The sequence below is a fragment of the Pseudomonas syringae genome (genome assembly GCF_000737245.1).
GTDB lineage: Bacteria > Pseudomonadota > Gammaproteobacteria > Pseudomonadales > Pseudomonadaceae > Aquipseudomonas > Aquipseudomonas syringae_J.
Genome location: NZ_JPQU01000034.1, coordinates 200486 through 227449, shown reverse-complemented (window position 1 = coordinate 227449; position 26964 = coordinate 200486). Strand labels below are relative to the sequence as shown.

At 58.4% G+C, this 26964-nt stretch carries 26 protein-coding genes; 7 read left to right on the top strand and 19 right to left on the bottom strand.

What is annotated here, in order from left to right; all coding sequences use genetic code 11:
* Positions 1-149: 149 nt before the first annotated feature.
* The 6 genes from IV01_RS12595 to IV01_RS12620 all read right to left on the bottom strand — a co-directional run bounded on the left by IV01_RS12595 (position 150) and on the right by IV01_RS12620 (position 5390).
* Positions 150-1595, bottom strand: a complete 1446-nt coding sequence (locus tag IV01_RS12595; RefSeq protein ID WP_032628610.1) for an NAD(P)(+) transhydrogenase (Re/Si-specific) subunit beta — start codon at positions 1593-1595, stop codon at positions 150-152.
* Positions 1595-1915: an NAD(P) transhydrogenase subunit alpha gene (locus tag IV01_RS12600; protein WP_032628609.1), complete on the bottom strand. Its 321-nt coding sequence runs from the start codon at positions 1913-1915 to the stop codon at positions 1595-1597. Before IV01_RS12600 ends, IV01_RS12595 begins: the two co-directional genes overlap by 1 nt.
* Before the next feature lie 10 nt (positions 1916-1925).
* Positions 1926-3047: a Re/Si-specific NAD(P)(+) transhydrogenase subunit alpha gene (locus IV01_RS12605; RefSeq protein ID WP_032628608.1), complete on the bottom strand. Its 1122-nt coding sequence runs from the start codon at positions 3045-3047 to the stop codon at positions 1926-1928.
* A 510-nt stretch (positions 3048-3557) separates the two neighbouring features.
* Complete coding sequence (locus IV01_RS12610; RefSeq protein WP_003213368.1) at positions 3558-3833, bottom strand: HU family DNA-binding protein; 276 nt, start codon at positions 3831-3833, stop codon at positions 3558-3560.
* Between the two features lie 190 nt (positions 3834-4023).
* On the bottom strand, positions 4024-5172 hold the full coding sequence (locus IV01_RS12615) for an NAD(P)/FAD-dependent oxidoreductase (RefSeq protein ID WP_032628607.1): 1149 nt from the start codon (positions 5170-5172) through the stop codon (positions 4024-4026).
* Between the two features lie 50 nt (positions 5173-5222).
* Positions 5223-5390 carry a rubredoxin gene (locus tag IV01_RS12620; RefSeq protein WP_032628606.1) on the bottom strand — a complete coding sequence of 56 codons (168 nt, stop codon included), beginning with the start codon at positions 5388-5390 and terminating at the stop codon, positions 5223-5225.
* Between the two features lie 210 nt (positions 5391-5600).
* Here IV01_RS12620 and IV01_RS12625 point away from each other — a divergent pair, with 210 nt between their 5' ends.
* The gene (locus IV01_RS12625) at positions 5601-6161 is read left to right on the top strand and encodes a chorismate--pyruvate lyase family protein (protein ID WP_032628639.1); all 561 of its coding nucleotides are present in this window, start codon (positions 5601-5603) and stop codon (positions 6159-6161) included.
* Positions 6161-7051 (top strand): 4-hydroxybenzoate octaprenyltransferase, encoded by an 891-nt coding sequence (ubiA, locus tag IV01_RS12630; protein WP_032628605.1) that lies wholly within the window; start codon positions 6161-6163, stop codon positions 7049-7051. The genes IV01_RS12625 and ubiA overlap by 1 nt, the downstream gene beginning before the upstream one ends.
* A gap of 148 nt (positions 7052-7199) precedes the next feature.
* Here ubiA and IV01_RS12635 read toward each other — a convergent pair whose 3' ends face one another.
* Positions 7200-7577 (bottom strand): hypothetical protein, encoded by a 378-nt coding sequence (locus IV01_RS12635; protein WP_032628604.1) that lies wholly within the window; start codon positions 7575-7577, stop codon positions 7200-7202.
* A 159-nt stretch (positions 7578-7736) separates the two neighbouring features.
* Here IV01_RS12635 and phoB point away from each other — a divergent pair, with 159 nt between their 5' ends.
* The 3 genes from phoB to IV01_RS12650 all read left to right on the top strand — a co-directional run bounded on the left by phoB (position 7737) and on the right by IV01_RS12650 (position 11256).
* Complete coding sequence (phoB, locus tag IV01_RS12640) at positions 7737-8426, top strand: phosphate regulon transcriptional regulator PhoB (protein ID WP_027901508.1); 690 nt, start codon at positions 7737-7739, stop codon at positions 8424-8426.
* A 66-nt stretch (positions 8427-8492) separates the two neighbouring features.
* The gene (gene phoR, locus IV01_RS12645; protein WP_032628603.1) at positions 8493-9809 is read left to right on the top strand and encodes a phosphate regulon sensor histidine kinase PhoR; all 1317 of its coding nucleotides are present in this window, start codon (positions 8493-8495) and stop codon (positions 9807-9809) included.
* Between the two features lie 106 nt (positions 9810-9915).
* Entirely contained in the window at positions 9916-11256 is a 1341-nt protein-coding gene (locus IV01_RS12650) for a hemolysin family protein (protein WP_032628602.1), read from the top strand.
* Positions 11257-11495: 239 nt separating this feature from the next.
* Here the strand turns inward: IV01_RS12650 and IV01_RS12655 are convergent, their stop codons facing one another.
* From IV01_RS12655 to IV01_RS12690, 8 genes are all read right to left on the bottom strand, one after another.
* The gene (locus tag IV01_RS12655) at positions 11496-12392 is read right to left on the bottom strand and encodes a peptidoglycan DD-metalloendopeptidase family protein (RefSeq protein WP_032628601.1); all 897 of its coding nucleotides are present in this window, start codon (positions 12390-12392) and stop codon (positions 11496-11498) included.
* Positions 12393-12629: 237 nt separating this feature from the next.
* Positions 12630-13529 carry a response regulator gene (locus IV01_RS12660; RefSeq protein WP_032628600.1) on the bottom strand — a complete coding sequence of 300 codons (900 nt, stop codon included), beginning with the start codon at positions 13527-13529 and terminating at the stop codon, positions 12630-12632.
* Positions 13530-13737: 208 nt separating this feature from the next.
* The gene (gene phoU, locus IV01_RS12665) at positions 13738-14499 is read right to left on the bottom strand and encodes a phosphate signaling complex protein PhoU (protein ID WP_032628599.1); all 762 of its coding nucleotides are present in this window, start codon (positions 14497-14499) and stop codon (positions 13738-13740) included.
* Positions 14500-14566: 67 nt separating this feature from the next.
* Complete coding sequence (gene pstB / locus IV01_RS12670) at positions 14567-15400, bottom strand: phosphate ABC transporter ATP-binding protein PstB (RefSeq protein ID WP_032628598.1); 834 nt, start codon at positions 15398-15400, stop codon at positions 14567-14569.
* Positions 15401-15592: 192 nt separating this feature from the next.
* Positions 15593-17209 carry a phosphate ABC transporter permease PstA gene (gene pstA / locus IV01_RS12675; protein ID WP_195758785.1) on the bottom strand — a complete coding sequence of 539 codons (1617 nt, stop codon included), beginning with the start codon at positions 17207-17209 and terminating at the stop codon, positions 15593-15595.
* A 69-nt stretch (positions 17210-17278) separates the two neighbouring features.
* Complete coding sequence (locus tag IV01_RS12680; RefSeq protein WP_418903534.1) at positions 17279-19312, bottom strand: ABC transporter permease subunit; 2034 nt, start codon at positions 19310-19312, stop codon at positions 17279-17281.
* A 399-nt stretch (positions 19313-19711) separates the two neighbouring features.
* On the bottom strand, positions 19712-20707 hold the full coding sequence (locus tag IV01_RS12685) for a phosphate ABC transporter substrate-binding protein PstS family protein (RefSeq protein WP_032628595.1): 996 nt from the start codon (positions 20705-20707) through the stop codon (positions 19712-19714).
* Between the two features lie 174 nt (positions 20708-20881).
* The gene (locus IV01_RS12690; protein WP_032628594.1) at positions 20882-22174 is read right to left on the bottom strand and encodes an MFS transporter; all 1293 of its coding nucleotides are present in this window, start codon (positions 22172-22174) and stop codon (positions 20882-20884) included.
* Positions 22175-22652: 478 nt separating this feature from the next.
* Here IV01_RS12690 and IV01_RS12695 point away from each other — a divergent pair, with 478 nt between their 5' ends.
* Together IV01_RS12695 and IV01_RS12700 are read left to right on the top strand one after the other, a co-directional pair.
* Complete coding sequence (locus IV01_RS12695) at positions 22653-23054, top strand: acyl-CoA thioesterase (RefSeq protein ID WP_032628638.1); 402 nt, start codon at positions 22653-22655, stop codon at positions 23052-23054.
* Between the two features lie 211 nt (positions 23055-23265).
* Positions 23266-24165 (top strand): D-hexose-6-phosphate mutarotase, encoded by a 900-nt coding sequence (locus IV01_RS12700; protein ID WP_032628593.1) that lies wholly within the window; start codon positions 23266-23268, stop codon positions 24163-24165.
* A gap of 114 nt (positions 24166-24279) precedes the next feature.
* Here IV01_RS12700 and IV01_RS12705 read toward each other — a convergent pair whose 3' ends face one another.
* From IV01_RS12705 to purE, 4 genes are all read right to left on the bottom strand, one after another.
* Positions 24280-24813, bottom strand: coding sequence for a DUF3299 domain-containing protein (locus tag IV01_RS12705; protein ID WP_032628637.1), 534 nt, complete (start codon positions 24811-24813; stop codon positions 24280-24282).
* Positions 24814-24902: 89 nt separating this feature from the next.
* Positions 24903-25151, bottom strand: coding sequence for a GlsB/YeaQ/YmgE family stress response membrane protein (locus tag IV01_RS12710; RefSeq protein WP_032628592.1), 249 nt, complete (start codon positions 25149-25151; stop codon positions 24903-24905).
* A gap of 208 nt (positions 25152-25359) precedes the next feature.
* Positions 25360-26442, bottom strand: a complete 1083-nt coding sequence (locus IV01_RS12715) for a 5-(carboxyamino)imidazole ribonucleotide synthase (protein ID WP_032628591.1) — start codon at positions 26440-26442, stop codon at positions 25360-25362.
* Between the two features lie 10 nt (positions 26443-26452).
* Positions 26453-26944, bottom strand: coding sequence for a 5-(carboxyamino)imidazole ribonucleotide mutase (gene purE, locus IV01_RS12720; protein WP_032628590.1), 492 nt, complete (start codon positions 26942-26944; stop codon positions 26453-26455).
* Between the last annotated feature and the right edge of the window lie 20 nt (positions 26945-26964).

Genomic DNA, 26964 nt, shown 5'->3' with positions numbered 1-26964 from the left:
AGTCTAGAGATTTGGACGGTGTTCGTCCCGCTACCAAGGTCGCATTGGGAGGCTCTAATTAGCGGGTTTCAGCGCAAAACACTGTTACGCGAAATGTAAAAAGCCCCGGCGTTTTTCACGCCGGGGCCCGGTTTAGACGCGCGGGAAGGCTACGCGTTGTCGACCGCCTTCACCATGTCCTCGATCACCTTTTTGGCGTCGCCGAACACCATCATGGTTTTATCCAGATAGAACAATTCGTTATCCAGGCCGGCATAACCGCTGGCCATGGAGCGCTTGTTGACGATGATGGTCTTGGCTTTGAACGCCTCTAGAATCGGCATGCCGGCAATTGGCGATTTCGGATCGTTTTTCGCCGCCGGGTTGACCACGTCATTAGCGCCCAACACCAGCACCACGTCGGCCTGACCGAATTCAGAGTTGATGTCCTCCATCTCGAACACCTGATCGTAAGGCACTTCCGCCTCAGCGAGCAGTACGTTCATGTGCCCCGGCATGCGCCCGGCAACCGGGTGGATCGCATACTTCACGGTTACGCCATGGTGGGTCAGCTTCTCGGTCAGCTCTTTGAGCGCATGCTGGGCCCGGGCCACTGCCAGACCGTAGCCAGGCACGATGATCACGGTGTCAGCGTTGGTCAGCAGGAAGGTGGCATCGTCGGCGGAGCCGGATTTCACCGGACGCGCCTCTTTGCTGCCAGCCGGGCCAGCTGTATCCGTTGCACCACCAAAGCCGCCGCCAATCACGTTGAAAAACGAGCGGTTCATCGCCTTGCACATGATGTACGACAGAATCGCGCCGGACGAACCCACCAGGGAGCCCGCAATGATCAGCATCGAGTTGTTCAGCGAGAAACCGATACCCGCCGCAGCCCAACCTGAATAGCTATTAAGCATCGAGACCACGACCGGCATGTCGGCACCGCCAATCGGGATGATCAGCAGCACGCCGATCACGAAAGCCAAAGCCAGCATGATGGCGAATGCGGTCAGGTCGCCGGTAAACATGAAGAACAGACCGAACGCGAGTGTCGCCAGGCCGAGCACCAGATTCAGCTTGTGCTGACCGGCGAACTTTACGGGTGCGCCCTGAAAGAGGCGGAACTTGTACTTACCGGACAGCTTGCCGAAAGCGATAACCGAGCCGGAGAACGTGATCGCACCAATCGCAGCGCCCAGAAACAGCTCCAGACGGTTACCCGTTGGGATCGCGTCGCCCAGGTTCTTCACGATGTTCAGCGATTGCGGTTCAACCACGGCGGCAATGGCGATGAATACCGCAGCCAGGCCAATCATGCTGTGCATGAAGGCGACCAGTTCCGGCATCTTGGTCATCTCCACACGCCTGGCCATGATCGAGCCAGCAGTACCACCGACCAGCAGGCCGATGACGATGTAGCCGATGCCCGCCGCGGTGTCGGACAACGCCGCCAGCTTGTAGACCAGACCAATCGTCGTGACGACAGCCAGCCCCATGCCGAGCATGCCAAACAGATTGCCGCGACGCGAAGTGGTCGGGTGAGAAAGGCCCTTAAGTGCCTGGATGAAGCAAACCGCCGACACGAGGTACAGCAAAGTAACCAGATTCATGCTCATTACTTGCGCACCTCTTCTTTCGCTTTAGGCGCTTTTTTCTTGAACATCTCCAGCATGCGCCGGGTCACCAGGAAGCCACCGAATACGTTCACGGCCGCCAGGGCTACCGCCAGGGTGCCCATGGTTTTGCCCAGCGGGGTCACGGTCAGCGCAGCAGCCAGCATGGCGCCGACGATCACGATGGCGGAGATGGCGTTGGTGACGGCCATCAGTGGGGTGTGCAGCGCCGGGGTAACGTTCCAGACCACGTGATAACCGACGTAGATCGCCAACACGAAAATGATCAGGTTGTAGACACCTGGGGAGATCAGCTCTTCCATTGTTCTATCCTCAGCCGTTCTTGCGGATGACTTGGCCGTCGCGGCACATCAGGCACGCGACAACAATGTCGTCTTCGAGATTGATGTGTAGCTGGCCGTCCTTGTCGAACAACAGCTTCATGAAATCCAGCAGGTTGCGGGCATACAGCGCCGAAGCATCAGCGGCGACCAGCGCGGGCAGATTGGTGTGGCCGACGATGGTGACACCGTGCGCGACTACCACTTCATCAGCGACCGTCAGCGGGCAGTTGCCACCCTGAGCCGCCGCCAGATCGATCACCACCGAGCCAGGCTTCATCTCTGCCACGGTCTCGGCACTGAGCAATACCGGCGCCTTGCGGCCAGGGATCAAAGCTGTGGTGATGACAATGTCCGACTGTTTGGCGCGCTCATGCACGGCAACCGCCTGACGATGCATCCAACTGGCAGGCATCGGGCGAGCATAGCCACCGACACCGACGGCGCATTCGCGCTCTTCATCGGTTTCGTACGGCACGTCGATAAACTTGGCACCCAAGGATTCGATCTGCTCTTTTACCGCAGGGCGCACATCGGAGGCTTCGACCACGGCACCCAGACGCTTGGCCGTCGCGATGGCCTGCAAGCCCGCCACACCAGCGCCCAGCACCAGCACGCGTGCGGCCTTCACCGTACCGGCTGCCGTCATCAGCATCGGCATGAAGCGCGGATAGTGATGAGCCCCCAGCAACACCGCCTTGTAGCCGGCAATATTGGCCTGTGAAGACAGCACGTCGAGGCTTTGAGCACGGGAGGTGCGCGGCGCAGCTTCCAGCGCAAAGGCGGTAATGCCCTGCCCCGCCATCTTGGCGATGGTTTCGTTGTTGAAGGGGTTGAGCATCCCCACAACGATGGTGCCGCTCTTGATCTGGGCCAGTTCGCTGTCGTCAGGTGCAGTGACTTTGAGCACCAGATCAGCAGCAAATGCTTCGGTACCGGTGCCGATTGCAGCGCCTGCGTCTGCATAAGCGCTGTCCGGAACGCTGGCGCTGACGCCTGCTCCGCTTTGCACCGTGACCCGATGGCCCTGGCCGATCAGCTTCTTGATGGTTTCAGGGGTTGCAGCAACCCGCTTTTCGCCCGTGTGGGTCTCGAGAGGAACGCCAATGTGCACGTGTAATCTCCTGCGTGATCTTCTTGTTTTCTTCAAATAGGCCAGGGCACTTCAAGCGAGCGCGACTGGGGCTGCCGATCAGCATGATCCCGCCATTTCCGGGCGGGGCGCGGCATTTTGCAGGCGAAGTTTGGTGCCTTCAATGGATTTTGTAACGAGACGATAAATTAACTACAAGTCATACCGTGACCAAATGTCGCAGGCATAGCGTTCCAGCCCTTGATTTCAGGCTGCCAAAGGCAAAGTAGTCGATTTTTCACGAAACGTGGAATTCGTGAGATGGAATATGCATATAACCGGAATAAACGCCTGAAGCACTCGGAAACAGGGGCTCATAAGCCGTATCTATAGTGCGGATATCTAGCTTTCGATATGCGACAAAAACGTACATCTGTAGGTGAATTTGCGACATGACTACATAATTCAGCCACAAAAAACGGGCACCCAATCTTCGTTGGTGTGCCCGCTTGTTCACTGCTCGCCTCCCGCCAAGGCGTCCAGCCAATTTATCTAGGGATTGACGCTGTCTTTCAGGGATTTACCCGGTTTGAAGGCCACGGTGTTGCTCGCCTTGATTTTTACCGGCTCGCCGGTCTGGGGGTTTTTACCGGTGCGGGCGCCGCGGTGGCGTTGCAGGAAGGTACCGAAGCCGACGAGGGTCACGCTGTCTTTGCGGTGCAGGGCACCGGTAATTTCTTCGAGGACGGCGTTGAGGACACGATTGGCTTGTTCTTTGGTGAGGTCCGCCTTTTCAGCAATGGCGGCTGCAAGTTCTGGTTTACGCATATGAAGCCTCTTTCTACGGTTTATTGTTTTTATGTCCCGTGCCGCTCATCCAGAGCAGCGACCGAGTGCCGCGACGGCTCTACGTAGCGGCAGACGGGAATGAGGATGGCATGCCGTTCTGGCCCGCGCCAGTACGTGCGGCACGTTTATGGGATCAATAACGTGGCTTATCCGACAGAACGACCAGTATTTAAGCCAACAGCGCCGGCAGTGCTTTGTTCAAGGCCAGTTTTTCCATCACCGCAGCACCGGTCAGGGCGTAACCCAAAAGGTTGCCGGACGGGTCATGGCACAGCGCTTTGATGTCTGCGCCCTGCCCTTCAACACTCCAGGTGCCTTCGACACCGCGCGGTGGCGGGGAAACCACCAGTGGGCAGACCGGGGTTTTGACGGTGATCGGCATCGGTCCGTACTTGACCGCTGTCGGGGTGCCCGCCAGGGTTTGCGCCAGCGCACGAGCGCAACTCATCAGCGGCATGACATACAGCAGATTCAAACCATCGACCTCGGCGCAATCCCCCAAGGCGTAGATATTGGCGTGAGAGGTTTTAAGCTCGCGGTCGACGATGATACCGCGCCCGATCTGCAGCCCGGCCGCAGCAGCCAGATCAACCCGAGGCCGCAGGCCTATCGCCGAGACGACCACATCACAGGCAATCACCTGACCATCGGACAGATGCGCTTCTAGACCATCAGCGCCGCGCACAAGACGGGTCATCAGCGGCCCGAGATGAAAGCGCGCCCCGAGGCTCTCCAGACCACTGCGCACAGCCGCTGCAGCAGCCGGATGCAACAAGGTCGGCATCACATGCTCACACGGCGCCACCAGATCGACTTCATAGCCGCCGAGTATCAGGTCATTGGCGAATTCGCAGCCGATCAGGCCGACCCCGAGGATAAGCACCCGGCGCTTGCCCGCTGCTGCAGCGCGAAAGCGTGCGTAGTCTTCCAGATCATTGATGGGGAAGATGGCGTCGCTGGCATCACCCTCAACCGGCACGCGGATGGTTTCCGCGCCCCAGGCCAGAATCAGGTCACGGTAGTACACCGCTTCGTCACCGATCCACAGGCGCTTATGGCCAGGATCGATGCCGCTGATTCGGGTATGGGTGCGGACTTCGGCCTTGAGCTGGATGGCCATTGCGCCCGCCTCCGCCATGCTCAAGCCGTCGGCTTCCTTGTTTTTGCCAAAGCCGGTGGAAAGCATCGGCTTGGAATAGGAACGCCCGTCATCGGCGGTGATCAGCAGCAGCGGCGTTTCGCCATCGAGCTTGCGAAATTCCCGGGCCAGGTTGTAGCCCGCCAGGCCAGTGCCAACAATCACAACAGGTGCGTTCATGCGTCACTCCAAGCCAAAGAACTAAACGAGATAAAGCCTGAAAGGCCGTATCAACCGATTTCGATCATTTCGAAATCCATTTTGCCTACGCCGCAATCCGGGCATAGCCAATCTTCAGGGACGTCTTGCCAAAGGGTGCCCGGCGCAATGCCGTCATCAGGCCAACCCATGGCTTCGTCGTAGATCAGGCCACAGACAATGCATTGCCACTTTTTCATTACTCATCTCTCATTTTTCAGGCTATTTCGACGTCATGGAAAAGCTACGCGGTCGTTAACTGCCGCGCTTGCGCCAAACTCAAGGGGTTTGTACTGATCGCGACGCCGACATGCAAGCCCGGCGATCACCACACCCTGTTACCGGCCGTCGGTGCTCGGGGGCAATCATGCTAAGCTCGCGGCCTCGATTGATGCCAAATAATGCTGACCGTGACCGAGCAAAACTCCCCGTTTACCACGCCGCGCTGGCTTGAGCGTGCAGCCCTTGAAGGCGCCGCCGAAGCTCTGGTGCTTGAGTGGCTGTTTCATCAAGATTCACTGACCCGCCGACTGACCGCGCTATCTGCGGGGCACTTCAGTGTCACGCCGCTGTTCGAAGGCTGGCAAGCGCTGCGCGACGATGAGTGTGCGGCACTGGAGCTGCCCGCAGCGAGCATCGGCTGGGTGCGCGAAGTCTACCTGCGCGGCCACGACCAGAAGTGGGTGTTCGCCCGCAGTGTCGCAGCCCGTGACGCGCTGCTGGAAAGCGGGCTGCACATGGAAGAGCTGGGCACACGCTCGCTCGGGGAGTTGCTGTTTTGCGACCCGGCATTCGAGCGCGGTGCGCTGCAGGTCTGCAGTTATCCCGCTGCCTGGTTGCCAACGGCTGATGCCGCAGAAGACTTATGGGGTCGCCGCTCGTGCTTTAGCCGTGGCTCCTTGAAAATACTGGTCGCCGAAGTATTCCTGCCGACGCTCTGGCAGGCGATTCGTACCGCGGAGCAATGTTGATGTACCTGACGCTACTCAAATCCCTGAATCGTCTGAACCCGCGCAGCTGGGATTTCATTCAGCTGATGCGGATCGACAAGCCTATTGGCATTTATCTGCTGTTGTGGCCGACCCTTTGGGCGCTCTGGATCGCGAGTGAAGGCTCGCCATCGCTGCTCAATGTGGTGATTTTCGTGGTCGGTGTCTTTCTGATGCGTGCCGCAGGTTGCGTGATCAACGACTTCGCCGATCGCAAGGTGGACGGCCACGTCAAACGCACTGAACAGCGGCCGCTGGTGAGCGGTAAAGTCAGCTCCGAAGAAGCACTGGTGTTGTTTGCCGTGCTGGTGGTGGCGAGCTTTGGGCTGGTGCTGCTGACCAACCCCACCACGATCTGGTTGTCCTTCGGTGGCCTTGCGCTGGCAGCCTGCTACCCATTCATGAAGCGCTACACCTATTACCCGCAGGTGGTCCTGGGCGCGGCGTTTTCCTGGGGTATGCCCATGGCGTTCACCGCAGAGACCGGACATTTGCCCGCGGCTGCGTGGCTGCTGTACATCGCCAATCTGCTGTGGACGGTGGCCTATGACACGTATTACGCGATGGTCGACCGGGAAGACGATCTGAAGATCGGCGTGAAATCTACCGCTGTGCTGTTTGGCGATGCGGACCGGATCATCATTCTGACCCTGCAATGTCTGGCGCTGGGCTGCTTGGTGCTTGCCGGAGCGCGTTTTGAGTTGGGCGTGTATTTCTACCTTGGCCTGCTGGTGGCTGCGGTGTGCTTTGCCTGGGAGTTCTGGTCAACCCGTGAGCGTGACCGCGATGCCTGCTTCAAGGCATTCCTGCATAACCATTGGGCGGGGCTGGCGATCTTTGTCGGGATTGTTGCGGATTATGCGCTGCGCTGAGGTTCCAGGTTCCAGGTTCCAGGTTCCAGTGGGAGCGAGCTTGCTCGCGAATCGGGCATTGGATCCTGCAAATATCTTGATCAGGAAAACAGCCTTCGCGAGCAAGCTCGCTCCCACAGGTTTACATCCCTACTGAGAGATCAGTGGATTACGGTTTAACCACGTGCCAGGCGCCGCCTTTACCGTCACCGGTCTTGTCGCCCGCCTTCTTGTCATCCTTGTAGCCATACACCGGCTTGCCGTCATACGCCCACTGCATCTTGCCGTCGTCACGCTTGATGGTTGTCCACTTGCCTGATGGCTTGTCGGTCGCTTCAGCGAAAAGCGGCGGCCAGTTAACCGCACACTGGTCGTTACAGGCGGACTTGCCGCCACTGTCCTTGTCGAAGGTGTAAAGCGTGAGGCCGCTGTGCTGGGTCAAAATGCCGTCCTGCGCCATGCCCGGCTCGGCAGCAAAAGCCAGACCCGAAGACGCCAGCGCCGCAGCGGTCAAAAGGGCCTTGAGTGTCGATGAAATCTTGAGCATCGGTTAATCCTCTTCTTTGTTGAAATTGTTATCGGATGAGACTGCACATTAGCCCCTTGAAGCGACGCTACGCCAGCCCTCAGACTAAGCTGTCACACGACTGCAATAATTCCGTTATCTAATGCGCCCCAAGACAGTTAAATGACAAGAGGTTCGAGCATGGTTGGCAGGAGCATTCTGATCGTTGACGACGAAGCGCCTATTCGCGAAATGATCGCCGTTGCGTTGGAAATGGCCGGCTATGACTGCATGGAAGCAGAGAACTCTCAGCAAGCCCACGCAATCATCGTAGACCGTAAACCGGATCTGATCCTGCTCGACTGGATGTTGCCCGGTACATCGGGCATTGAGCTGGCTCGGCGCCTCAAGCGTGATGAGCTGACCGGAGACATTCCGATCATCATGCTCACGGCCAAGGGTGAAGAGGACAACAAGATCCAGGGCCTTGAAGTCGGCGCTGACGATTACATCACCAAGCCGTTTTCACCTCGCGAACTGGTTGCACGCCTCAAGGCAGTGCTGCGTCGCGCTGGCCCGACCGATGGCGAAGCGCCCATTGAAGTCGGCGGTCTGTTGCTCGACCCCATCAGCCACCGCGTAACCATCGACGGCAAGCCTGCTGAAATGGGCCCCACCGAATACCGTCTGCTGCAATTCTTCATGACTCACCAAGAGCGCGCCTACACCCGCGGGCAATTGCTGGATCAGGTCTGGGGAGGCAATGTTTATGTCGAAGAACGTACCGTCGATGTGCATATCCGTCGCCTGCGCAAAGCCCTCGGCGATGCTTACGAAAATCTGGTACAAACCGTGCGCGGCACGGGCTATCGCTTTTCTACCAAGAGCTGAAAGCCGATTTTCTGTAAACAGACAGCGCAGCCACAGAGCTCGCGCTAGACATGGATGTGCTCTTAATTGAACCAAAACTGGCATGGCACCCTGATCCGCCACATGTTGCTGCTGGTCACGGCCTGCCTCTTGGTCGGGCTCATCAGTGGGCAATACGGCTGGAGCCTGGCCATCGGCCTGGGACTTTACCTGGCCTGGACCCTCAAACAACTTCTGCGTCTTCATCACTGGCTCAGCAGCCATAAAGCCGACGAGCCGCCGCCCGATGGCTATGGTCTGTGGGGCGAAGTCTTCGACAGCATCTACCACCTGCAACGCCGTGACCAACGGGTGCGTGGGCGCCTGCAAGCGGTGATTGACCGGGTGCAGGAATCCACCGCTGCGCTCAAAGACGCAGTGATCATGCTCGACAGCGAAGGTAACCTTGAATGGTGGAACCGCGCCGCTGAAACCCTCATGGGCCTTAAAACCCCTCAGGACAGCGGTCAGCCGGTGACCAACCTGGTTCGTCACCCGCGCTTCAAAGAGTATTTCGAGCAGGAGAGCTACGCCGAGCCGCTGGAAATCCCGTCGCCCACCAATGACCGGATGCGGATTCAGCTGCTGATCACCCGTTACGGCAACAACGAACATTTGATGCTGGTGCGCGATGTCACGCGGATTCACCAGCTCGAACAAATGCGCAAAGACTTCATCGCCAACGTCTCCCACGAGCTACGCACGCCGTTGACGGTGATCTTCGGCTATCTGGAAACCCTGCTGGATAACGTCGAAGAGGTGAACCCGCGCTGGGTTCGCGCTCTGCAGCAGATGCACCAGCAAGGCGGGCGCATGCAGACGCTGCTCAACGATTTGCTGCTGCTGGCCAAGCTTGAAGCGACGGACTACCCCTCGGACAACCATCCGCTGCCCGTCACGACGCTGCTGGAAACCATCACCCACGATGCGCAGGAATTGTCGGGCAGTAAAAACCAGCAGATCAGCCTGGAGCTGGACAGCGACATACAGCTCAAAGGCAGTGAGACCGAGTTGCGCAGCGCGTTCTCCAACTTGATCTTCAATGCCGTCAAATACACCCCGGCCGAAGGCAAGATCCGCATTCGCTGGTGGTCCGACGAGCGTGGCGCGCACTTGAGCGTGCAGGATTCCGGCATCGGTATCGAAACCAAACATTTGCCGCGCCTGACCGAACGCTTCTACCGCGTCGATTCCAGCCGCGCCTCCAATACCGGCGGCACCGGGCTGGGTCTGGCGATCGTCAAACACGTGCTGTTGCGCCACCGGGGTACCCTTGAGATCAACAGCGTACCGGGCAAAGGCAGCGTGTTTACCTGCCATTTCCCGCCTGTTCAGTTGGCCAAAGCCTGGGATGAGTCGCTCTGACCACTAGGCAAGCAGGCATTGAGCCGCTACATTGCCGCACTTATGCCCCCGATTTCGGTGCGGCCATTACCTCCTCACGCTAAAACGGAACCCGTAAAACTCCATCATGGACCCTTCCCCTGGTTTTAACCTCGCTTCACTGTTCGCCGATTTCGGCATGATTCTCTTCGCAATGCTTCTGGTCCTGCTCAACGGCTTTTTCGTTGCGGCAGAGTTCGCCATGGTCAAGCTGCGCTCGACCAAGGTTGAAGCCATTGCCGAAAAAAACGGCTGGCGCGGACATATCCTGCGCACCGTTCACAACCAGCTGGACGCCTACCTTTCGGCCTGCCAATTGGGTATCACCCTCGCCTCTCTGGGCCTTGGCTGGGTCGGTGAACCGGCGTTCGCGCACTTGCTGGAGCCGCTGCTCGCCGCCGTGGGCGTGGATTCTCCTGAAGTAATCAAAGGCGTTTCGTTCTTCACCGCGTTCTTCATCATCTCTTACCTGCACATCGTGGTCGGCGAGCTGGCCCCAAAATCCTGGGCGATCCGCAAGCCGGAACTGTTGTCGCTGTGGACGGCCGTGCCGCTGTACCTGTTCTACTGGGCGATGTACCCGGCGATTTACCTGCTCAACGCCAGCGCCAACGGCATCCTGCGCATTGCCGGCCAGGGCGAACCCGGCCCACATCATGAACACAGCTACAGCCGTGAAGAACTGAAACTGATCCTGCACTCCAGCCGTGGGCAGGATCCCAGCGATCAGGGCATGCGGGTACTGGCGTCAGCGGTAGAGATGGGCGAGCTGGAAGTGGTCGACTGGGCCAACTCCCGAGAAGACCTGGTCACTCTGGACTTCAACGCGCCGCTCAAGGAAATCCTCGCCCTGTTCCGCCGCCACAAATTCAGCCGCTATCCGGTGTACGACGCCGAGCGCGGCGAGTTTGTCGGCCTGCTGCACATCAAGGACCTGCTGCTGGAGCTGGCAGCCCTGGATCACATCCCGGAATCGTTCAACCTGGCAGAGCTGACCCGCCCACTGGAGCGGGTTTCCAAGCACATGCCGCTGTCGCGCCTGCTGGAGCAGTTCCGTCAGGGCGGCGCGCACTTTGCCCTGGTTGAAGAAGCCGACGGCAAGATCATCGGCTACCTGACCATGGAAGACGTGCTCGAAGTGCTGGTCGGCGACATCCAGGACGAACACCGCAAGGTTGAACGCGGCATCCTCGCCTACCAGCCGGGCAAACTGCTGGTACGTGGCGACACCCCGCTGTTCAAGGTCGAACGTCTGCTCGGCATCGATCTGGACCACGTAGAAGCCGAAACCCTGGCAGGCCTGATCTACGAAACCCTGAAACGGGTGCCGGAAGTCGAGGAAGTCATGGAGTTCGAAGGGCTGCGGATCATCATCAAAAAGATGAAAGGCCCGAAAATCGTGTTGGCCAAGGTGGTCAAGATTGATTGATGTTGTATCAGGCTGATGGTTGATATCACCCTGTAGGAGCTGCCGCAGGCTGCGAAAAGCGGATATCCCTGTAACACCGCCTTCGCAGCCTTCGGCAGCTCCTACAGATAGCCGTAATCTGTGGGAGCGAATTCATTCGCGAAGGGGCGAGGCCAGATAAACATCTCTGACTGACACTCCGCTTTCGCGAATGAATTCGCTCCCACAGGATTCACCCGCGGTAAGCCTGTTCGCGCCTCTCAATTCCCACCCACGGCGAAATTGGGCAGGCTCTGCACCGGCTGGGCAAATTCGTAGGGGATGGATTCGAGCGCCAGGCCTACGTTGCGCTGTATCGCGAAGTGCAGGTGCGGGCCGGTGCTGTTGCCGGTGTTGCCGGAGCGCGCCAGGGCGGTGCCGACAACGACGTGCTGGCCTTCCTTTACACTCACCGAGCCGCGCATCAGATGCAGGTAAACGCCCATGGTGCCGTCGTCGTGCAGGATCCGCACAAAGTTGCCTGACGGGTTCGACCCCTTGCCTGTCTGTTCATTCTCGACTTTGACCACCACCCCGCCACGGGCCGCGATGATGGGCGTGCCTTCGGGCATGGCGATGTCCATGGCGTAGCGGCCCTTGGCGCCAAAGTGGCTGTACCTGCCGTTGGGGCCCTGGCTCAAGCGAAACGGGCCACCGATCCAGGGCAACGGATAGCGATACGCCAGAGTCGACCGTTGCGGATCACCGACGATAGAGCGCAGGTTGGTTTTATAGCTCATGGCCTTGCCGATTATCTTCGGGCTCAACACCGTTACCCGCTCATTGCTGCGAGCGGCGATGGTGCGCCGGATGGTCTGGTCAGCGACACCCAGAACGTTCTTCACCCCCGAGATCTTCAGCTCGATTTCCACTGGCGCATACAGGTCGTTGCGCACGTAGAGACTGTCGACGCCTTTGTCTCGCTTGGTGCTCAAATGCACCTGGCGATCAATGCGCTCGACCATCCGATCCTTGAACACCATTACCGATGCACCGGGCGTAGGACGGTCAGTAAACGAGACCACGCCGTTAGCATCCGTGAATCGATAGATGGTCACCGCCCCGGCTGATTGCGCAGCCAGCAACAGAGCACACAGGATCAATAAGCGCTCAAGCATGGGATTGGTCTGGGTTGTAAAAAAGGTGAGGCCAGCCTAACAGCGATTTCTCCGAATGAGGACTCAGCTGTATCAATCGGCAACAGACCAGGCGTCAAGGAAATCGCGCCAGAGGTGATTAGGCAGCGTGTCGTGGGACCGGCTTGAGCCGGGAAGGCGGCGATTCTATCGATACATGTCGAGAGGATGTACCGGCCCCTTCCCGGCTAAAGCCGGTCCCACGGATATAACCAACTATCAAGCACCCGGCGAGAAGTGCTTCTGCGCGGTGCCTCGGGCGATCAGGCGGGAGATGTAGTCCAGCTTCTGCGCGTCCTGATCGGTAAAACGGAAGGTGACTTGCAACCAGTCGCTGTCGGGCTTGGGCTCGAAGGCAGTGATGGTGTGCAGGTAGCCATTTAGCCGCGCCACTTCATTGGTCTCGCCCTGCTCCAGATCAAGCACAGCCTGCTCGAGGATCTGAGGGAGTGTTTCGCTGCGACGTATCACCAGCGACGCTTCCTTGAGAGTCAGGGCCTTGATCACGCAGCTCTGATTGCCACTGGACAGGCGCAACTGACCCTGGCCGCGACCAGCTGGCTCTTTCGCTGCAGCTGTCTGCTGCTGCACGGGCGGTGCCTTGGCGATGCCACCCGCTGAAGGGGCAGCGGCAGGCCTGACCACTTCAGCCTTGCCACCGGTGAGCGCGCTCAGCGACTCATTGAGCCCGGAGCTGACCCGTGCCGGACCGCTGGACATGACCGCTTCGAGCTTGCCGACCTTGGCAAATGCCTTTTTAACCTTGGTGAGTAGCTGTTCATTGGTGAACGGCTTGCCGACGAAATCGCTCACGCCGGCCTGAATGGCCTGCACCACGTTTTCCTTGTCGCCACGGCTGGTCACCATGATGAACGGCACAGTTTTCAGATAGCTATCTTGCTGACGGCACCAGGCCAACAGCTCAAGGCCGGACATCTCCGGCATTTCCCAGTCGCATAGGATCAGGTCAAAGGTCTCACGGCTCAGCAATATTTGAGCCTTGCGGCCATTGACGGCGTCTTCGGTGTGAATACCGGGAAAATAGTTACGCAGACCTTTCTTAACCAAATCGCGAATGAAAGTCGCGTCATCCACGATCAAAACACTGACTTTACTCATCGACGCTCCTGCGGGCGTGTCCGCCTTGATCGGCGAACTGCGTTGCTGCCTGACACACCCTATATTTCGGCAAGCATAGCGTTGACTACTAGCCAACTGCCATCCTGATTGACGACGCCAGGACATTTAATTCGCGGGCGGCTGAAAATTCAAAAGCCCGTGAACGAAAACGCCCAGCTGCGAGCTGGGCGTTTTTTCGCAGGCAATCTTACTTATCGTCAGGTTGGCCCGGAACATTAGGGCTTTCGGTCGATATACCTTGAACCTCTTCTTTCATGCGCTTGAGGCCCATATGCCGCACGTCGGTGCCGCGCACCAGGTAGATGACCAGTTCGGAAATGTTGCGAGCATGGTCGCCGATCCGCTCCAGTGAGCGCAGTACCCAGATCACGTTGAGAACACGGGAAATGGATCGCGGATCTTCCATCATGTAAGTCGCCAGCTCGCGCAGGGCGGTCTTGTATTCGCGGTCGATGATCTTGTCGTACTGAGCCACCGACAGCGCCAACTCCGGGTCAAAGCGAGCGAACGAGTCCAGTGCATCGCGGACCATGTTGCGCACCTGATCGCCGATGTGGCGCACTTCAACGTAACCGCGCGGCGATTCACCCTCTTCGCACAACTGAATGGCACGACGGGCGATCTTGGTCGCTTCGTCACCGATGCGCTCAAGGTCGATGACCGACTTGGAGATGCTGATGATCAAACGCAGGTCCGAAGCAGCAGGCTGACGACGAGCGAGGATGCGCAGGCACTCTTCGTCGATATTGCGCTCCATCTGGTTGATGCGGTCGTCAACTTCCCGAACTCGCTGGGCCAGACCGGAATCGGCTTCGATCAAGGCAGTCACGGCATCGTTGACCTGCTTTTCGACCAAACCGCCCATCTCGAGCAAATGGCTGCGTACTTCTTCGAGTTCAGCGTTGAACTGTTGCGAGATGTGATGCGTGAGACTGTCTTTATGAATCATGCTTGGTGTCCTTGGAACGTCCGATTAAGTGCGAAAACACAGCGGTGCTTCAGGGTTTGAGCAAGTCCTAGCCATAACGACCGGTGATGTAATCTTCCGTCTGTTTTTTAGCCGGGTTGGTGAACATCGTGTCCGTGTCACCGAACTCGACCAGTTTGCCCATGTACATAAATGCGGTGTAATCCGACACCCGTGCCGCCTGCTGCATGTTGTGCGTAACGATCACAATGGTGTATTTGGATTTCAGTTCGTAGATCAGCTCTTCGACTTTCAGTGTCGAAATCGGATCAAGTGCAGAACAAGGTTCATCGAGCAGCAGAAACTCTGGCTCGACGGCAATCGTGCGGGCAATCACCAGTCGCTGCTGCTGACCGCCGGACAGACCCAGCGCCGACTCATGCAGGCGATCCTTGACCTCCTCCCATAGCGCCGCGCCTTTGAGGGCCCACTCGACAGCTTCGTCGAGCACACGTTTTTTATTGATGCCCTGGATTCGCAGGCCGTAAACCACGTTTTCGTAGATGGTCTTGGGAAACGGGTTGGGCTTCTGGAACACCATGCCGACCCGACGGCGCAATTCCGCAACGTCTTCGCCTTTGGTGTAAATATCGTGACCGTAAAGATTGATGGCGCCTTCAACGCGGCAGCCATCGACGAGATCGTTCATGCGATTGAAGGTGCGCAGCAGCGTGGATTTTCCGCAGCCAGACGGGCCGATAAACGCCGTCACGCGCTGTTTCGGGATATTCAGGCTGACATCGAACAGCGCCTGCTTGTCACCATAAAACAGGTTCAGGCCCGGCACTTCGATAGCCACGGTTTCGTCGGCCAGGTGCAGACCAGACTTGTTGCGCCCCAGGGCTGACATATTGATACCTCGTGCCGGGTTTGGCGGTTGCATGGATTGCTCCTTACGCTAACCAATTCGTTTGAACTTCTATTTCTGTAGTAGCGACCAGTGTGGCGCTCCACCTTGCCCGCGATAGCGTCTGTTCAGACGGCAATTTATCGACGGACAAACCGCATCGCGAGCAAGCTCGCTCCTACAGGGCCCAGTTTGCTGCGTGACAGCGTGGCTGCCTCCTACAGTTCACTAGCTATCCAGCGCTTTGTATTTTTCCCGCAAGTGGTTACGAATCGCCACCGCAGACAGATTGAGCAAGGCGATCACCAGCACCAGCAACAGCGCCGTGGCATACACCAGTGGCCGCGCCGCCTCGACATTGGGGCTCTGAAAGCCCACGTCATAAATATGGAAACCCAGGTGCATGATCTTCTGATCCAGGTGCAGGTACGGGTAATTGCCGTCCACTGGCAGCGACGGCGCCAGTTTCACCACGCCCACCAGCATCAACGGGGCCACCTCACCGGCGGCGCGAGCCACGGCCAGGATCAAGCCGGTCATCATTGCCGGGCTGGCCATGGGCAGAACGATCTTCCACAGGGTTTCGGCCTTGGTCGCGCCCAATGCCAGCGAGCCCTCACGCAGGCTAAGCGGAATGCGCGCAAGGCCTTCTTCAGTGGCGACAATCACTACCGGCACGGCCAGCAACGCCAGGGTCAGTGAAGCCCAAAGCAAGCCCGGCGTACCGAACGTCGGTGCGGGCAGCGCCTCGGGGAAGAACAGCCGATCCAGCGAACCGCCCAGCACATAAACAAAGAAACCCAACCCGAACACGCCATAAACGATGGCTGGCACGCCCGCCAGGTTGTTCACGGCGATGCGGATCAACCGGGTCACCGGGCCTTGTCGAGCGTATTCACGCAGGTAAACCGCTGCCAGCACACCGAACGGCGTGACGATCACGGCCATGATCAGGGTCATCATCACGGTGCCGAAAATCGCCGGGAAGATGCCGCCTTCAGTGTTTGCTTCCCGTGGGTCTTCACTGAGGAATTCCCAGAGCTTCTTGAAATAGAAACCAAGCTTGGTGAACGTGCCCATCGCGTTTGGCTGATAGGCATGGACGATTTTGCCCAGGCTGATTTCGACTTCCTTACCGTTGGCATCCCGAGCGGTGAGGCTGTCCCGATCAAAGGCTTGGTGCAGCGCGCTCAATTGGGTTTCGATCACTTTGTAGCGGCTATCCAGCTCGGCCCGCTCGCTGGCCATGTCGGCTTGAGCCTCAGCGTTCAGCGTGCCTTCAAGTTCCAGCTTGCGCGCTTGCAGACGCAGGCGCTCGATACCGTGGTTGATAGCGCCGATGTCTTTCTTTTCGAGCTGATAAAGCTCGTCGGCCAGACCTTCGACGCGCTTGATACGTTCTTGCAGTGTCGGCCAGGCCGCTTCGCCTTCAGCCACTACCTTGCCGCTTTCCTTCACATTGACCAGGTAGCCATAGAAATTGCCCCACTCACGCCGCTCAAGGGTCATCAGCTCGGCGGGCATGCTTTGTTCGGACAGCCATTCGCCGACGATCCAGGTGAAATCGCTGGGGCCGATATCACGGTTGCCGATTTTGAACAGCTCCCGGGTCATGAACTCCGGGCCTTCATTAGGCACCGGCAGCCCTGAGCCTTTCAGGCGCTCGCGGGGGACCTGTTCTTGCTCCACCACTTCGCCAATGAGAACGTGCTTTTCCTGATTCGGTACGTCGTACTGCGCATACACCAGATCGGCCGGCCAGAAATGACCCAGTCCGCGCACAGCGATGACCGAGAGCAAACCCAGCGTCATGATGACGGCGATGGACACTGCGCCCGCACTCATCCAGACGCCTGGGGCGCCTGTCTTGAACCAGCTCTTGAGGGAGTTCCGTTTCACGAACTGCTACCTTCCTTAAAGAGACGAGTATTGCTTGCGCAGGCGCTGACGAATCAGCTCTGCGAGGGTGTTCATCACAAAGGTGAAGATCAGCAGCACCAGCGCCGCCAGGAACAACACCCGATAGTGACTGCCACCCACTTCCGACTCAGGCATCTCCACGGCCACGTTGGCCGCCAGCGTGCGCATCCCCTCAAACAGATTCATGTTCATGATCGGCGTGTTACCAGTCGCCATCAGCACGATCATGGTCTCGCCAACCGCGCGGCCCATGCCGATCATCAACGCCGAGAAAATCCCCGGGCTGGCGGTCAGGATTACCACCCGGGTCAGGGTCTGCCAAGGCGTGGCGCCCAGGGCCAGCGAGCCCAGGGTCAGGCCGCGCGGCACGCTGAATACGGCGTCTTCGGCAATCGAGTAAATATTGGGAATCACCGCGAAGCCCATGGCTATACCCACCACCAGCGCATTGCGTTGATCGTAAGTGATACCCAGATCGTGGGAGATCCACATGCGCATGTCGCCACCGAAGAACCAATTCTCCAGATGCGGGCTCATGCTCAGGGCGAACCAGCCCACCAGCAGCACTACCGGTAGCAGGATCGCTGCCTCCCAACCATCCGGCACACGCAGACGAATATTGTCAGGCATGCGGCTCCAGCCGAAACCGGCCAGCAGGATGCCAATCGGGGTCAGCAGCAACAGACTGAAGACACCCGGCAAATGGCCTTCCAGATACGGTGCCAGGAACAGCCCGGCAAAGAATCCGAGGATGACCGTGGGCATGGCCTCCATTAACTCGATCACCGGCTTGACCTTGCGACGCATCGCCGGAGCCATGAAGTAAGCGGTGTAAACCGCAGCGGCGATAGCCAGTGGTGCGGCGAGCAGCATGGCGTAGAAAGCCGCCTTCAAGGTGCCGTAAGTCAGCGGTGCCAAGCTCAGTTTGGGCTCGAAATCACTGTTGGACGCGGTGGACTGCCAGACGTACTGCGGCGAATCGTAGTTTTCGTACCAGACCTTGCCCCACAGCGCGCTCCAGGACACTTCCGGGTGCGGATTCTTGAGCGTCAGTGGCAATAGCGCGCCACCCTGCTCGACCAGCAATTGGTCAGCCCGAGGCGACAGGGCGAGGATCCCGGAACCCTGAGCAATCTGCTCGACCAGCAGCTTACGATGTGCAGTGCTGTGGAATACACCGAGCTGACCTGACGCATCCAGTGCCACGAAGCCTTTGCGGCGCTGCTCGGCGGTGATCTGGGTAATCGGCGACTTGCCCATATGGAAATCGCGGATGTGCATGAAGCGCATCTCTTGATCCACATCCCGCGCCATGAACCACTGGGCCATCGAGCCTTTGGAGTTACCAATGATCAGCGAAATCCCACCGACCAATTGGGTGCTGGCCGTGATTTCGGCATTTGCATCTTCCAGCAGTTTATAGCGGCCGTTAAGCGTGCGATCCCGCAGGCTGAATACATCGGCCTGAGCGCGACCGTTGATCACATACAACCATTGCTGGCGTGGATCGATGTAAATCGCTTTGACCATCGCCGAGGTTTGCGGCAGCTCGACACGCTCCTGCTCGCTGCTGACCTCGCCGGTCATCATGTTCTCTTTCTTTACCAGGGAAAAAACGTGCAGCTGGGTGCCGGTGGAACCCGCAATCACCAGGGTTTCACCGTTGGCATTAAGGCTGACGTGCTCCAGCGCGCGACCCTGATCGTCCAACACCAACGGCGTTTCACCATAGGGCCAGGTGATGCTCGGGGTGATGGTTTTCTTGTTGTTCGGGTACGTCACCAGATAGTTGTGGCGGAAGGCGAGCACCTGACCATTGGACAACCCCAGCGCCACGAGCGGCGTACCAGGCTGGTCCTGGCCAATGGAAGTCACGCTCACGCCGGGCTCAAGCGGCAGGCCAACGCGCTTGAGTTCGGCACCGTCCTCAATACTGAAAAATATCGCTTCACCCTTGTCGGAGATGCGCATGCCGACCTGATTCTGCTCTTCGATGGCGAGCATCAGCGGCTTGCCAGCGTCATTGATCCAGGCAGGCTGGAGGGGGTTTTCTGTGTTCAGGCTGGCACCCTGAAACAAAGGTGCGACTACATATGCCAGATAAAAGAAGATCAGGGTGATAGCTGCGAGCACAGCAAGCCCGCCGACAGCCACGTACCAGCGGGTCAGCCGATCCTTGAAGGCGCGAACGCGACGTTTGCGCTGCAACTCCGGCGTATTGAAATCAATGCGCTGGGAGGGTGAATTTTCAGTCATCGGAGAATTGGCCAGTTCAACATGCGCACACCCTAGCGGACCTGTATGACAAAAACATTACAGTATGGTGACGCAGAAAAGCCCGCCACCGGTATTCATGGCAGCGGACTGAAGAGTGATGGTGGCCATTTGCAAAACAGAAACCGAAAAACAGAGCCACCGAGACGCTGATTATTTGCCCGCTGCAGCACCTTCCTGCAAGCCCAGGTCAGCCAAGGCCTTGCTCACCACTCGCGATGGCAACGGAATGTAGCCGTCTTTCATGACCACTTCCTGACCCTGACGAGACAGCACCAGTTTCACAAACTCTGCTTCCAGAGGGGCCAAAGGCTTGTTCGGTGCTTTGTTGACGTAAACGTAAAGGAAACGGGACAGCGGGTAAGTCCCGTTCAAGGCGTTGGTTTCGTTGTCTTCGACGAACTCGCCGCCATCCTTCTTGGCCAGCGGTACGGTGCGCACGCTGGACGTTTTATAACCAATACCGGAGTAACCGATGCCGTTGAGCGAGCTGCTGATGGAGCTGACCACCGAAGCCGAGCCAGGCTGTTCATTGACGTTGGCCTTGAAGTCGCCTTTGCACAGGGCTTCTTCCTTGAAGTAACCGTAAGTGCCGGACACCGAATTGCGACCGAACAGCTGAATCGGCTTGTTGGCCAGATCGCCGGTTACGCCGACGTCAGCCCAGGTCTTGGCGTCAGCCTTGGCACCACACAGCCGGGTGACGGAGAAAATCGCATCCACCTGAGCCATGGTCAGGCCCTTGATCGGGTTGTCCTTGTGTACGAACACCGCCAGCGCATCCACCGCCACAGGAATCGCGGTTGGCTTGTAACCATGTTTCTGCTCGAAAGCCGACAATTCGCCGTCTTTCATCTTGCGGCTCATCGGCCCGAGGTTGGCGGTGCCTTCGGTAAGGGCTGGCGGTGCAGTGGAAGAACCCGCCGCCTGAATCTGGATGTTTACGCTTGGGTATTCTTTCTTGTAGGCCTCGGCCCACAGAGTCATGAGATTCGCCAGAGTGTCGGAACCCACGCTGGAGAGGTTGCCCGAAACGCCCGATGTCTTCACGTACGGCTTGATCGCGGGGTCAACAGCGGCCAGTGCGTTAGCAGCCGCGACGCCAGCGGCAACGAAGGTCAGTGCAGTCATCAAACGTTTGAGTTTCATACCTTGCTCCGAGCGAGGTCAAAAAATAGGTCCGTTGGCCCCAAGTATTGGCAGCCCATGTGACGACTCTATGAATTGATTGTGACAATTGAATGAAAGGCCACGACCCTTTTACGGGGCGTGGCCTTCAAATGCTGCGAAGTATGAAACGGGGTGTTTCGAGCTATGGGAGGCTCAGCGCTTTTTAGCGATCAGGTAGCCACCAATGACCATGCCCAACACACACAGAATCGCCACGTACCAGGCGGGTGCCATCGGGCTGGATTTGAGCATGAGCGTCACCACCATCGGCGTCAGGCCACCGAAGATCGCGTAGGCCAGGTTGTACGAGAACGACAACCCCGAGAAACGCACCACTGCCGGGAAGGCCTTGACCATCACATACGGCACCGCGCCGATGACGCCAACGAACAGGCCGGTCACTGCGTACAACGGAAACAGCCAGTCAGGATTGGCGGCCAGCGTGTGATAGAGGGTCCATGAGCTGATCAGCAAACCCAGGCTACCAAACAGGAATACCCGGCCAGCGCCAATACGGTCGGCCAGCGCGCCAGAAGCAACGCAACCGATACTCAGGAATACGATCGCCAGACTATTGGCCTTCAGGGCGACAGCGGCCGGGAACCCGAAAGTGGCGCCCTGCAGAATGGTCGGTGTCATCAGGATGACCACGATGATCCCGGCCGACAGCAGCCAGGTCAGCAACATCGAAATAGCGACGGCGCCGCGATGGTCGCGCAGCACCGACTTGAGCGGTACTTCTTCGGCCAGCGCTTTGCGCAATTGCAGTTCAGCGAACACTGGCGTTTCGTGCAACCAGCGACGCAGATACACCGACAGCAGGCCGAACACACCACCCACCAGGAACGGGATACGCCATGCGAAGTCGGAGACCTCGACCGGGGTGTAGATGGTATTGATGAAGGTTGCCATCAGGGAACCCAGCAAGATGCCAGCCGTCAGACCACAGGTCAGCGTGCCACAGGCATAGCCAATATGGCGGGCAGGCACGTGCTCGGAAACAAACACCCAGGCACCCGGGACTTCACCGCCAATGGCTGCGCCTTGGATAACGCGCATCAACAGAAGCAGGATCGGCGCGAAAATGCCGATCTGGGCGTAAGTGGGCAGTAGCCCCATAATCAGTGTCGGAACCGCCATCATGAAAATGCTCAGGGTGAACATTTTCTTGCGCCCCAGCAGGTCGCCAAAGTGCGCCATGATGATGCCGCCCAGAGGCCGCGCCAGATAACCGGCAGCGAAAATCCCGAAGGTCTGCATCATCCGCAGCCATTCAGGCATATCCACAGGGAAAAACAGTTTGCCGACCACCGCCGCAAAGAACACGAAAATGATGAAGTCGTAAAACTCCAGCGCGCCACCCAGTGCCGAAAGCGACAGGGTTTTATAATCGTTGCGGGTCAGCGGGCGCGCAGGCTGCGCGGTACTCAAAGGCACAGTGGACATGAATTACTTCTCTAAGGGGACTTCTCTTAATTGGGTTAGCGACAGTAAAGCAGGTTGCGGCGGGGTGGCCTGCAACAGCAATTGTCCGGAGCAAAGGTGCGGATAGGCACCAAAATTGCGTGATACAGGCAGTCATGCCGCCGCATCGGGTTCGGCACGATAGCAAATTGTTTCAAAAAGCACACAGCCTGATGCGTAAATCGTCGAAATCAGTACCCAATGGTCGTTTCATGACGCACCGCCCGATATACTCGCTGGCCGCAGAATGATTGCTGCCTGTGTCGAAATGTAGCGCACAGCCGTCAGTCAGGGGCTGCTGTGCGAAAGCAGCTGAGTTTCAGCCAGCCGCTTTCGCAGAGTTTCCCCTACAGGCGCCTCGTATCACGCTGAACATCGAATGTTCACGCTGTTGGTTTTGAATGGTGCCTGTCAACCGCGGCAAAAATACCAAGAGTCATGGGTCAGAGGCACCCTAGGCATGATCGAGCTCGAACAAGAAGATCCAATCCCGCAAGGCGACTTGGCCTTGCAAATCACTGCATTACCTCGCGAAACCAATGGCTTCGGGGACATTTTCGGCGGCTGGCTGGTTTCCCAGATGGATTTGGCCGGCACCGCCATGGCCAGCAAGATCGCCGGTGGCCGCGTCGCGACTGTCGCCATCGACCGCATGGCGTTCCTGGTACCTGTGGCCGTTGGCGCACAGCTGTCCTTCTATACCCAGGCACTGGAAATCGGCCGCAGCTCCATCCAGATGATGGTTGAAGTCTGGAGCGACGACCCGCTGTCCAGTGAATGGCGCAAAGTGACTGAAGCAGTGTTTGTCTTCGTCGCCATCGATGGCAGTGGCCGTACCCGTTCCGTTCCTGCACGCCGGTAAAATGGCGAAATGATGAACCCGTGGGAGCGACCGGGGTGGCGCTCCACCTTGCTCGCGAATGGGCCAGTACAGCCGATACATTTCTGTTGCTTGAAAGGTCTTCGCGAGCAAGCTCGCTCCCACAGGGACCGCGCCCCGGCGTCGATAACAGGTAAACTCACCGGCTTGGACACTGTCCATTTTGTCTTAGTCTTTGTTTGAGAGTTTATTTATGCCAACGCCCCAAGTTGAATCCGTCACCATCGATGAGCTGAACTGCTGGCGCATCAGCCACGGCGATGCCGAACTGGTGGTTGCCCAGCAAGGTGCGCACATCGTCAGTTACCAGCGGGCCGGGCATAAGCCGCTGATCTGGTCCAACCCGGACGCAGCGTTTAAAAAGGGCAAGGCGATTCGTGGCGGTATGCCGATTTGCTGGCCGTGGTTTGGCAATCTGGAGCGTAACCCTTCCAGCGTGCAGGCCATGCGCGATAGCAGCGAGCCAGCAAAAGCCCACGGCGAAGTCCGCGCGATCGACTGGGAATTGATGGGCATGGGTGAAGACGACGACGCCCTGATCGTTGAATTCATTCAGCCCAAAGCAGAAGGCGGCTTGCCAGGCTGGCCGCACAACGTGGCGTTGAAGCTGAGCATTCGTCTGGATGAAGCGCTGAATGTCAGCCTGATCAGCTACAACTCCGGCAGCGAGACGGTGAGCTTCAGCCAGGCGCTGCACAGCTATTTCGCGGTCAGCGATGTGCGCGAAATCAGCATCAAAGGCCTCGACGGCCTGCGCTACATCGAGACCCTGGAAAACTGGGAGGAGCGCGAGCAATCCGGTGAGCTGCAATTTGCCGGCGAGACCGACCGTATCTACCTCGATACTCCTGACATGCTGAGCATTGTCGACCCGCAATGGCAGCGCAAGATCCACATCTGCACCAGCGGCTCCAAGTCTGCGATCGTGTGGAATCCATGGACCGAGAAGACCAAAACCTTCAACGACATGGCCGCCGATGGCTGGCAGGGCATGGTCTGCGTAGAAACCGCCAACGTGCTGGACGACGTGGTGACACTGGCGCCAGACGAGATGCATGTGCTGGCGTTGAGTGTGTGGGCTGAGGCGATCTAGCCTTGCTTTTTGTAGGAGCGCGCTTGCCCGCGATAAACGATGACCCGGTCTGTCTGACAAACCGCGTTATCGTTTATCGCGGGCAAGCGCGCTCCTACGGGTTTGCGTAAGGCCCTACAAATCCGCCTCCACCACCACCCGCGCCTTCTCGGCATCCATGGCATAGGCCGCATCGGCCAGGTCATTGCTGACTTTCTCGACCTTCAATTTGCCCACCACCCACAGCGGTGTGTAGATGTCTTCGATCTTCAAACCTTTGGGGAAGCGCACCAGGACCAGCTGGTTCGGCGGCGGTGGTGGCACGTGGATGCAAGCGCCCGGATAGGGCACGAGGAAAAACAACGTGCTACGGCCCTTGGCGTCGGTCTCCAGCGGCACAGGGTAGCCACCCAGGCGCACTTCCTTGCCGTTCATAGCCGGAACGGTTTTGGCCGAATACATCACAGCGGGCAAGCCTTTGCTCTGTTTCAAGCCGCCTTTGCTATCGAACGTCCCTTGAGCTTCCGGAGAGTTGTGGTCGATGTCGGGCATGGCTTCGAGGGCTTTCTGGTCTGATTTTGGCATCAGGTCCAGCCAGTCGGTTTCGGGAATCTCAGCGTGGGCAAGGCCGCAGGTTAGCAGCAGGGTTAGAACTAGAAGGCGACGCATCGACAGGCTCGGCAGAAAATGGAGGGAGTTGAACAACAGCTCGGCATTCTAGCCCTCTGCGCACCGAGAACGCAGAGGGCTGACGAACATCAGTCGTTCTTTTTGATCAGGCCGTAGATGACCAGCAGCACGACGGCGCCAACCAGTGCACCCAGGAAGCCCGCGCCTTCGCCCGCCTGATAGATACCCAGCGCCTGACCGCCGTAGGTGGCCGCCAGCGAACCGCCGATGCCCAACAGGATGGTCATGATCCAGCCCATGCTGTCGTCGCCCGGCTTGAGGAAACGCGCCAGCAGGCCAACGATCAAGCCAATGAAAATGGTTCCGATAATACCCATGCCGTTTTCCTCTTTAAGAATTGATATGCCGAAGCCTAGCCAGCTATAGGCAACACGCTATCAGAGGGGTTTGAGGTTGGAATGGTTCAATGCGGAACGACTTGGAAACGACGTGGGACCGGCTTTAGCCGGGAAGACTGTACTCCTGGCGCAAGAGATGCGGCGGATGTATCGGCCTCTTCCCGGCTAAAGCCGGTCCCACGTCGTCTTAACCGTTGATCAACGCCTCAACCAGCTTGACCTGGCGATCCAGCGTCTCGCGATCTGCGCTGCGCACCGTGGCATGCCCCACTTTACGGCCTGCCTTGAAGGCTTTGCCGTAGTGATGCAAATGGCAGTCATCAACGGCGACGACCTTGGCCACCGCAGGCACTTCGCCGATGAAGTTGAGCATGGCGCTCTCGCCGACCTTGGCCGTGGAACCCAATGGCAAGCCCGCAACCGCCCGCAGGTGGTTTTCGAACTGACTGCATTCGGCGCCTTCGGTGGTCCAGTGCCCGGAGTTGTGCACGCGAGGCGCGATTTCGTTGGCTTTCAGGCCGCCATCGACTTCAAAGAACTCGAACGCCAGCACACCGACATAATCCAGTTGCTTGAGGACACGGCCTGCGTAATCTTCAGCCAAGGCCTGCAACGGGTGATCGGTGCTGGCGATGGAAATGCGCAGGATGCCGTTGTCGTGGGTGTTGTGCACAAGCGGATAGAAACGGGTTTCACCGTCACGGGCACGCACAGCGATCAACGACACTTCACCGGTGAATGGCACGAAGCCTTCCAGCAGGCAGGCCACGCTACCGAGTTCAGCAAAGGTACCTTCAACATCAGCCGCAGTGCGCAGCACTTTCTGACCCTTGCCGTCGTAACCCAGGGTGCGGGTCTTGAGTACCGCAGGCAGGCCGATCGCAGCGACTGCCGCGTCCAGATCGGCTTGCGACTGGATGTCAGCGAACTCAGGCGTCGGAATGCCCAGATCCTTGAACATGCTTTTTTCGAACCAGCGATCACGAGCGATGCGCAAGGCTTCGGCGCTCGGATAGACCGGCACGAATTGAGACAGGAAGGCCACGGTTTCCGCTGGCACGCTTTCGAACTCGAAGGTCACCAGATCGACATCGTCGGCCAACTGGCGCAGATGAGCCTGATCGCTGTAATCGCCCAGCAAATGCTCGCCCAAAGCGGCGGCGCAAGCGTCTGGCGCGGGGTCTAGAAAGGCGAAGCTCATCCCCAGCGGAGTTCCTGCCAGGGCCAACATGCGACCCAATTGGCCGCCACCGATTACACCGATCTTCATGCGAAAAACCTCAGGCGTCGCGCGGGTCTGGATTGTCCAGGACGCTGTCTGTCTGCTCAGCGCGGAATTTCTTCAGCACTGTGTGGAATTGTGGGTGCTTGGCGCCCAGGATGCTGGCCGACAACAGAGCTGCGTTGATCGCGCCGGCCTTGCCGATGGCCAGAGTTGCCACCGGAATGCCCGCTGGCATCTGCACGATGGACAGCAGGGAATCGACACCCGAGAGCATGGAAGACTGCACCGGAACGCCCAGCACCGGCAGATGGGTCTTGGCCGCGCACATGCCTGGCAAGTGAGCCGCACCGCCAGCACCGGCGATGATGACTTCGATACCGCGTGCTTCGGCCTCTTCGGCATACTGGAACAGCAAATCCGGCGTGCGGTGTGCAGACACCACTTTGACTTCAAACGGAATGCCTAGCTTTTCCAGCATATCGGCGGTGTGGCTAAGGGTGGACCAATCGGACTTGGAGCCCATGATCACGCCAACCAGTGCGCTCATCGTCGTGCCTCTCATCGGGC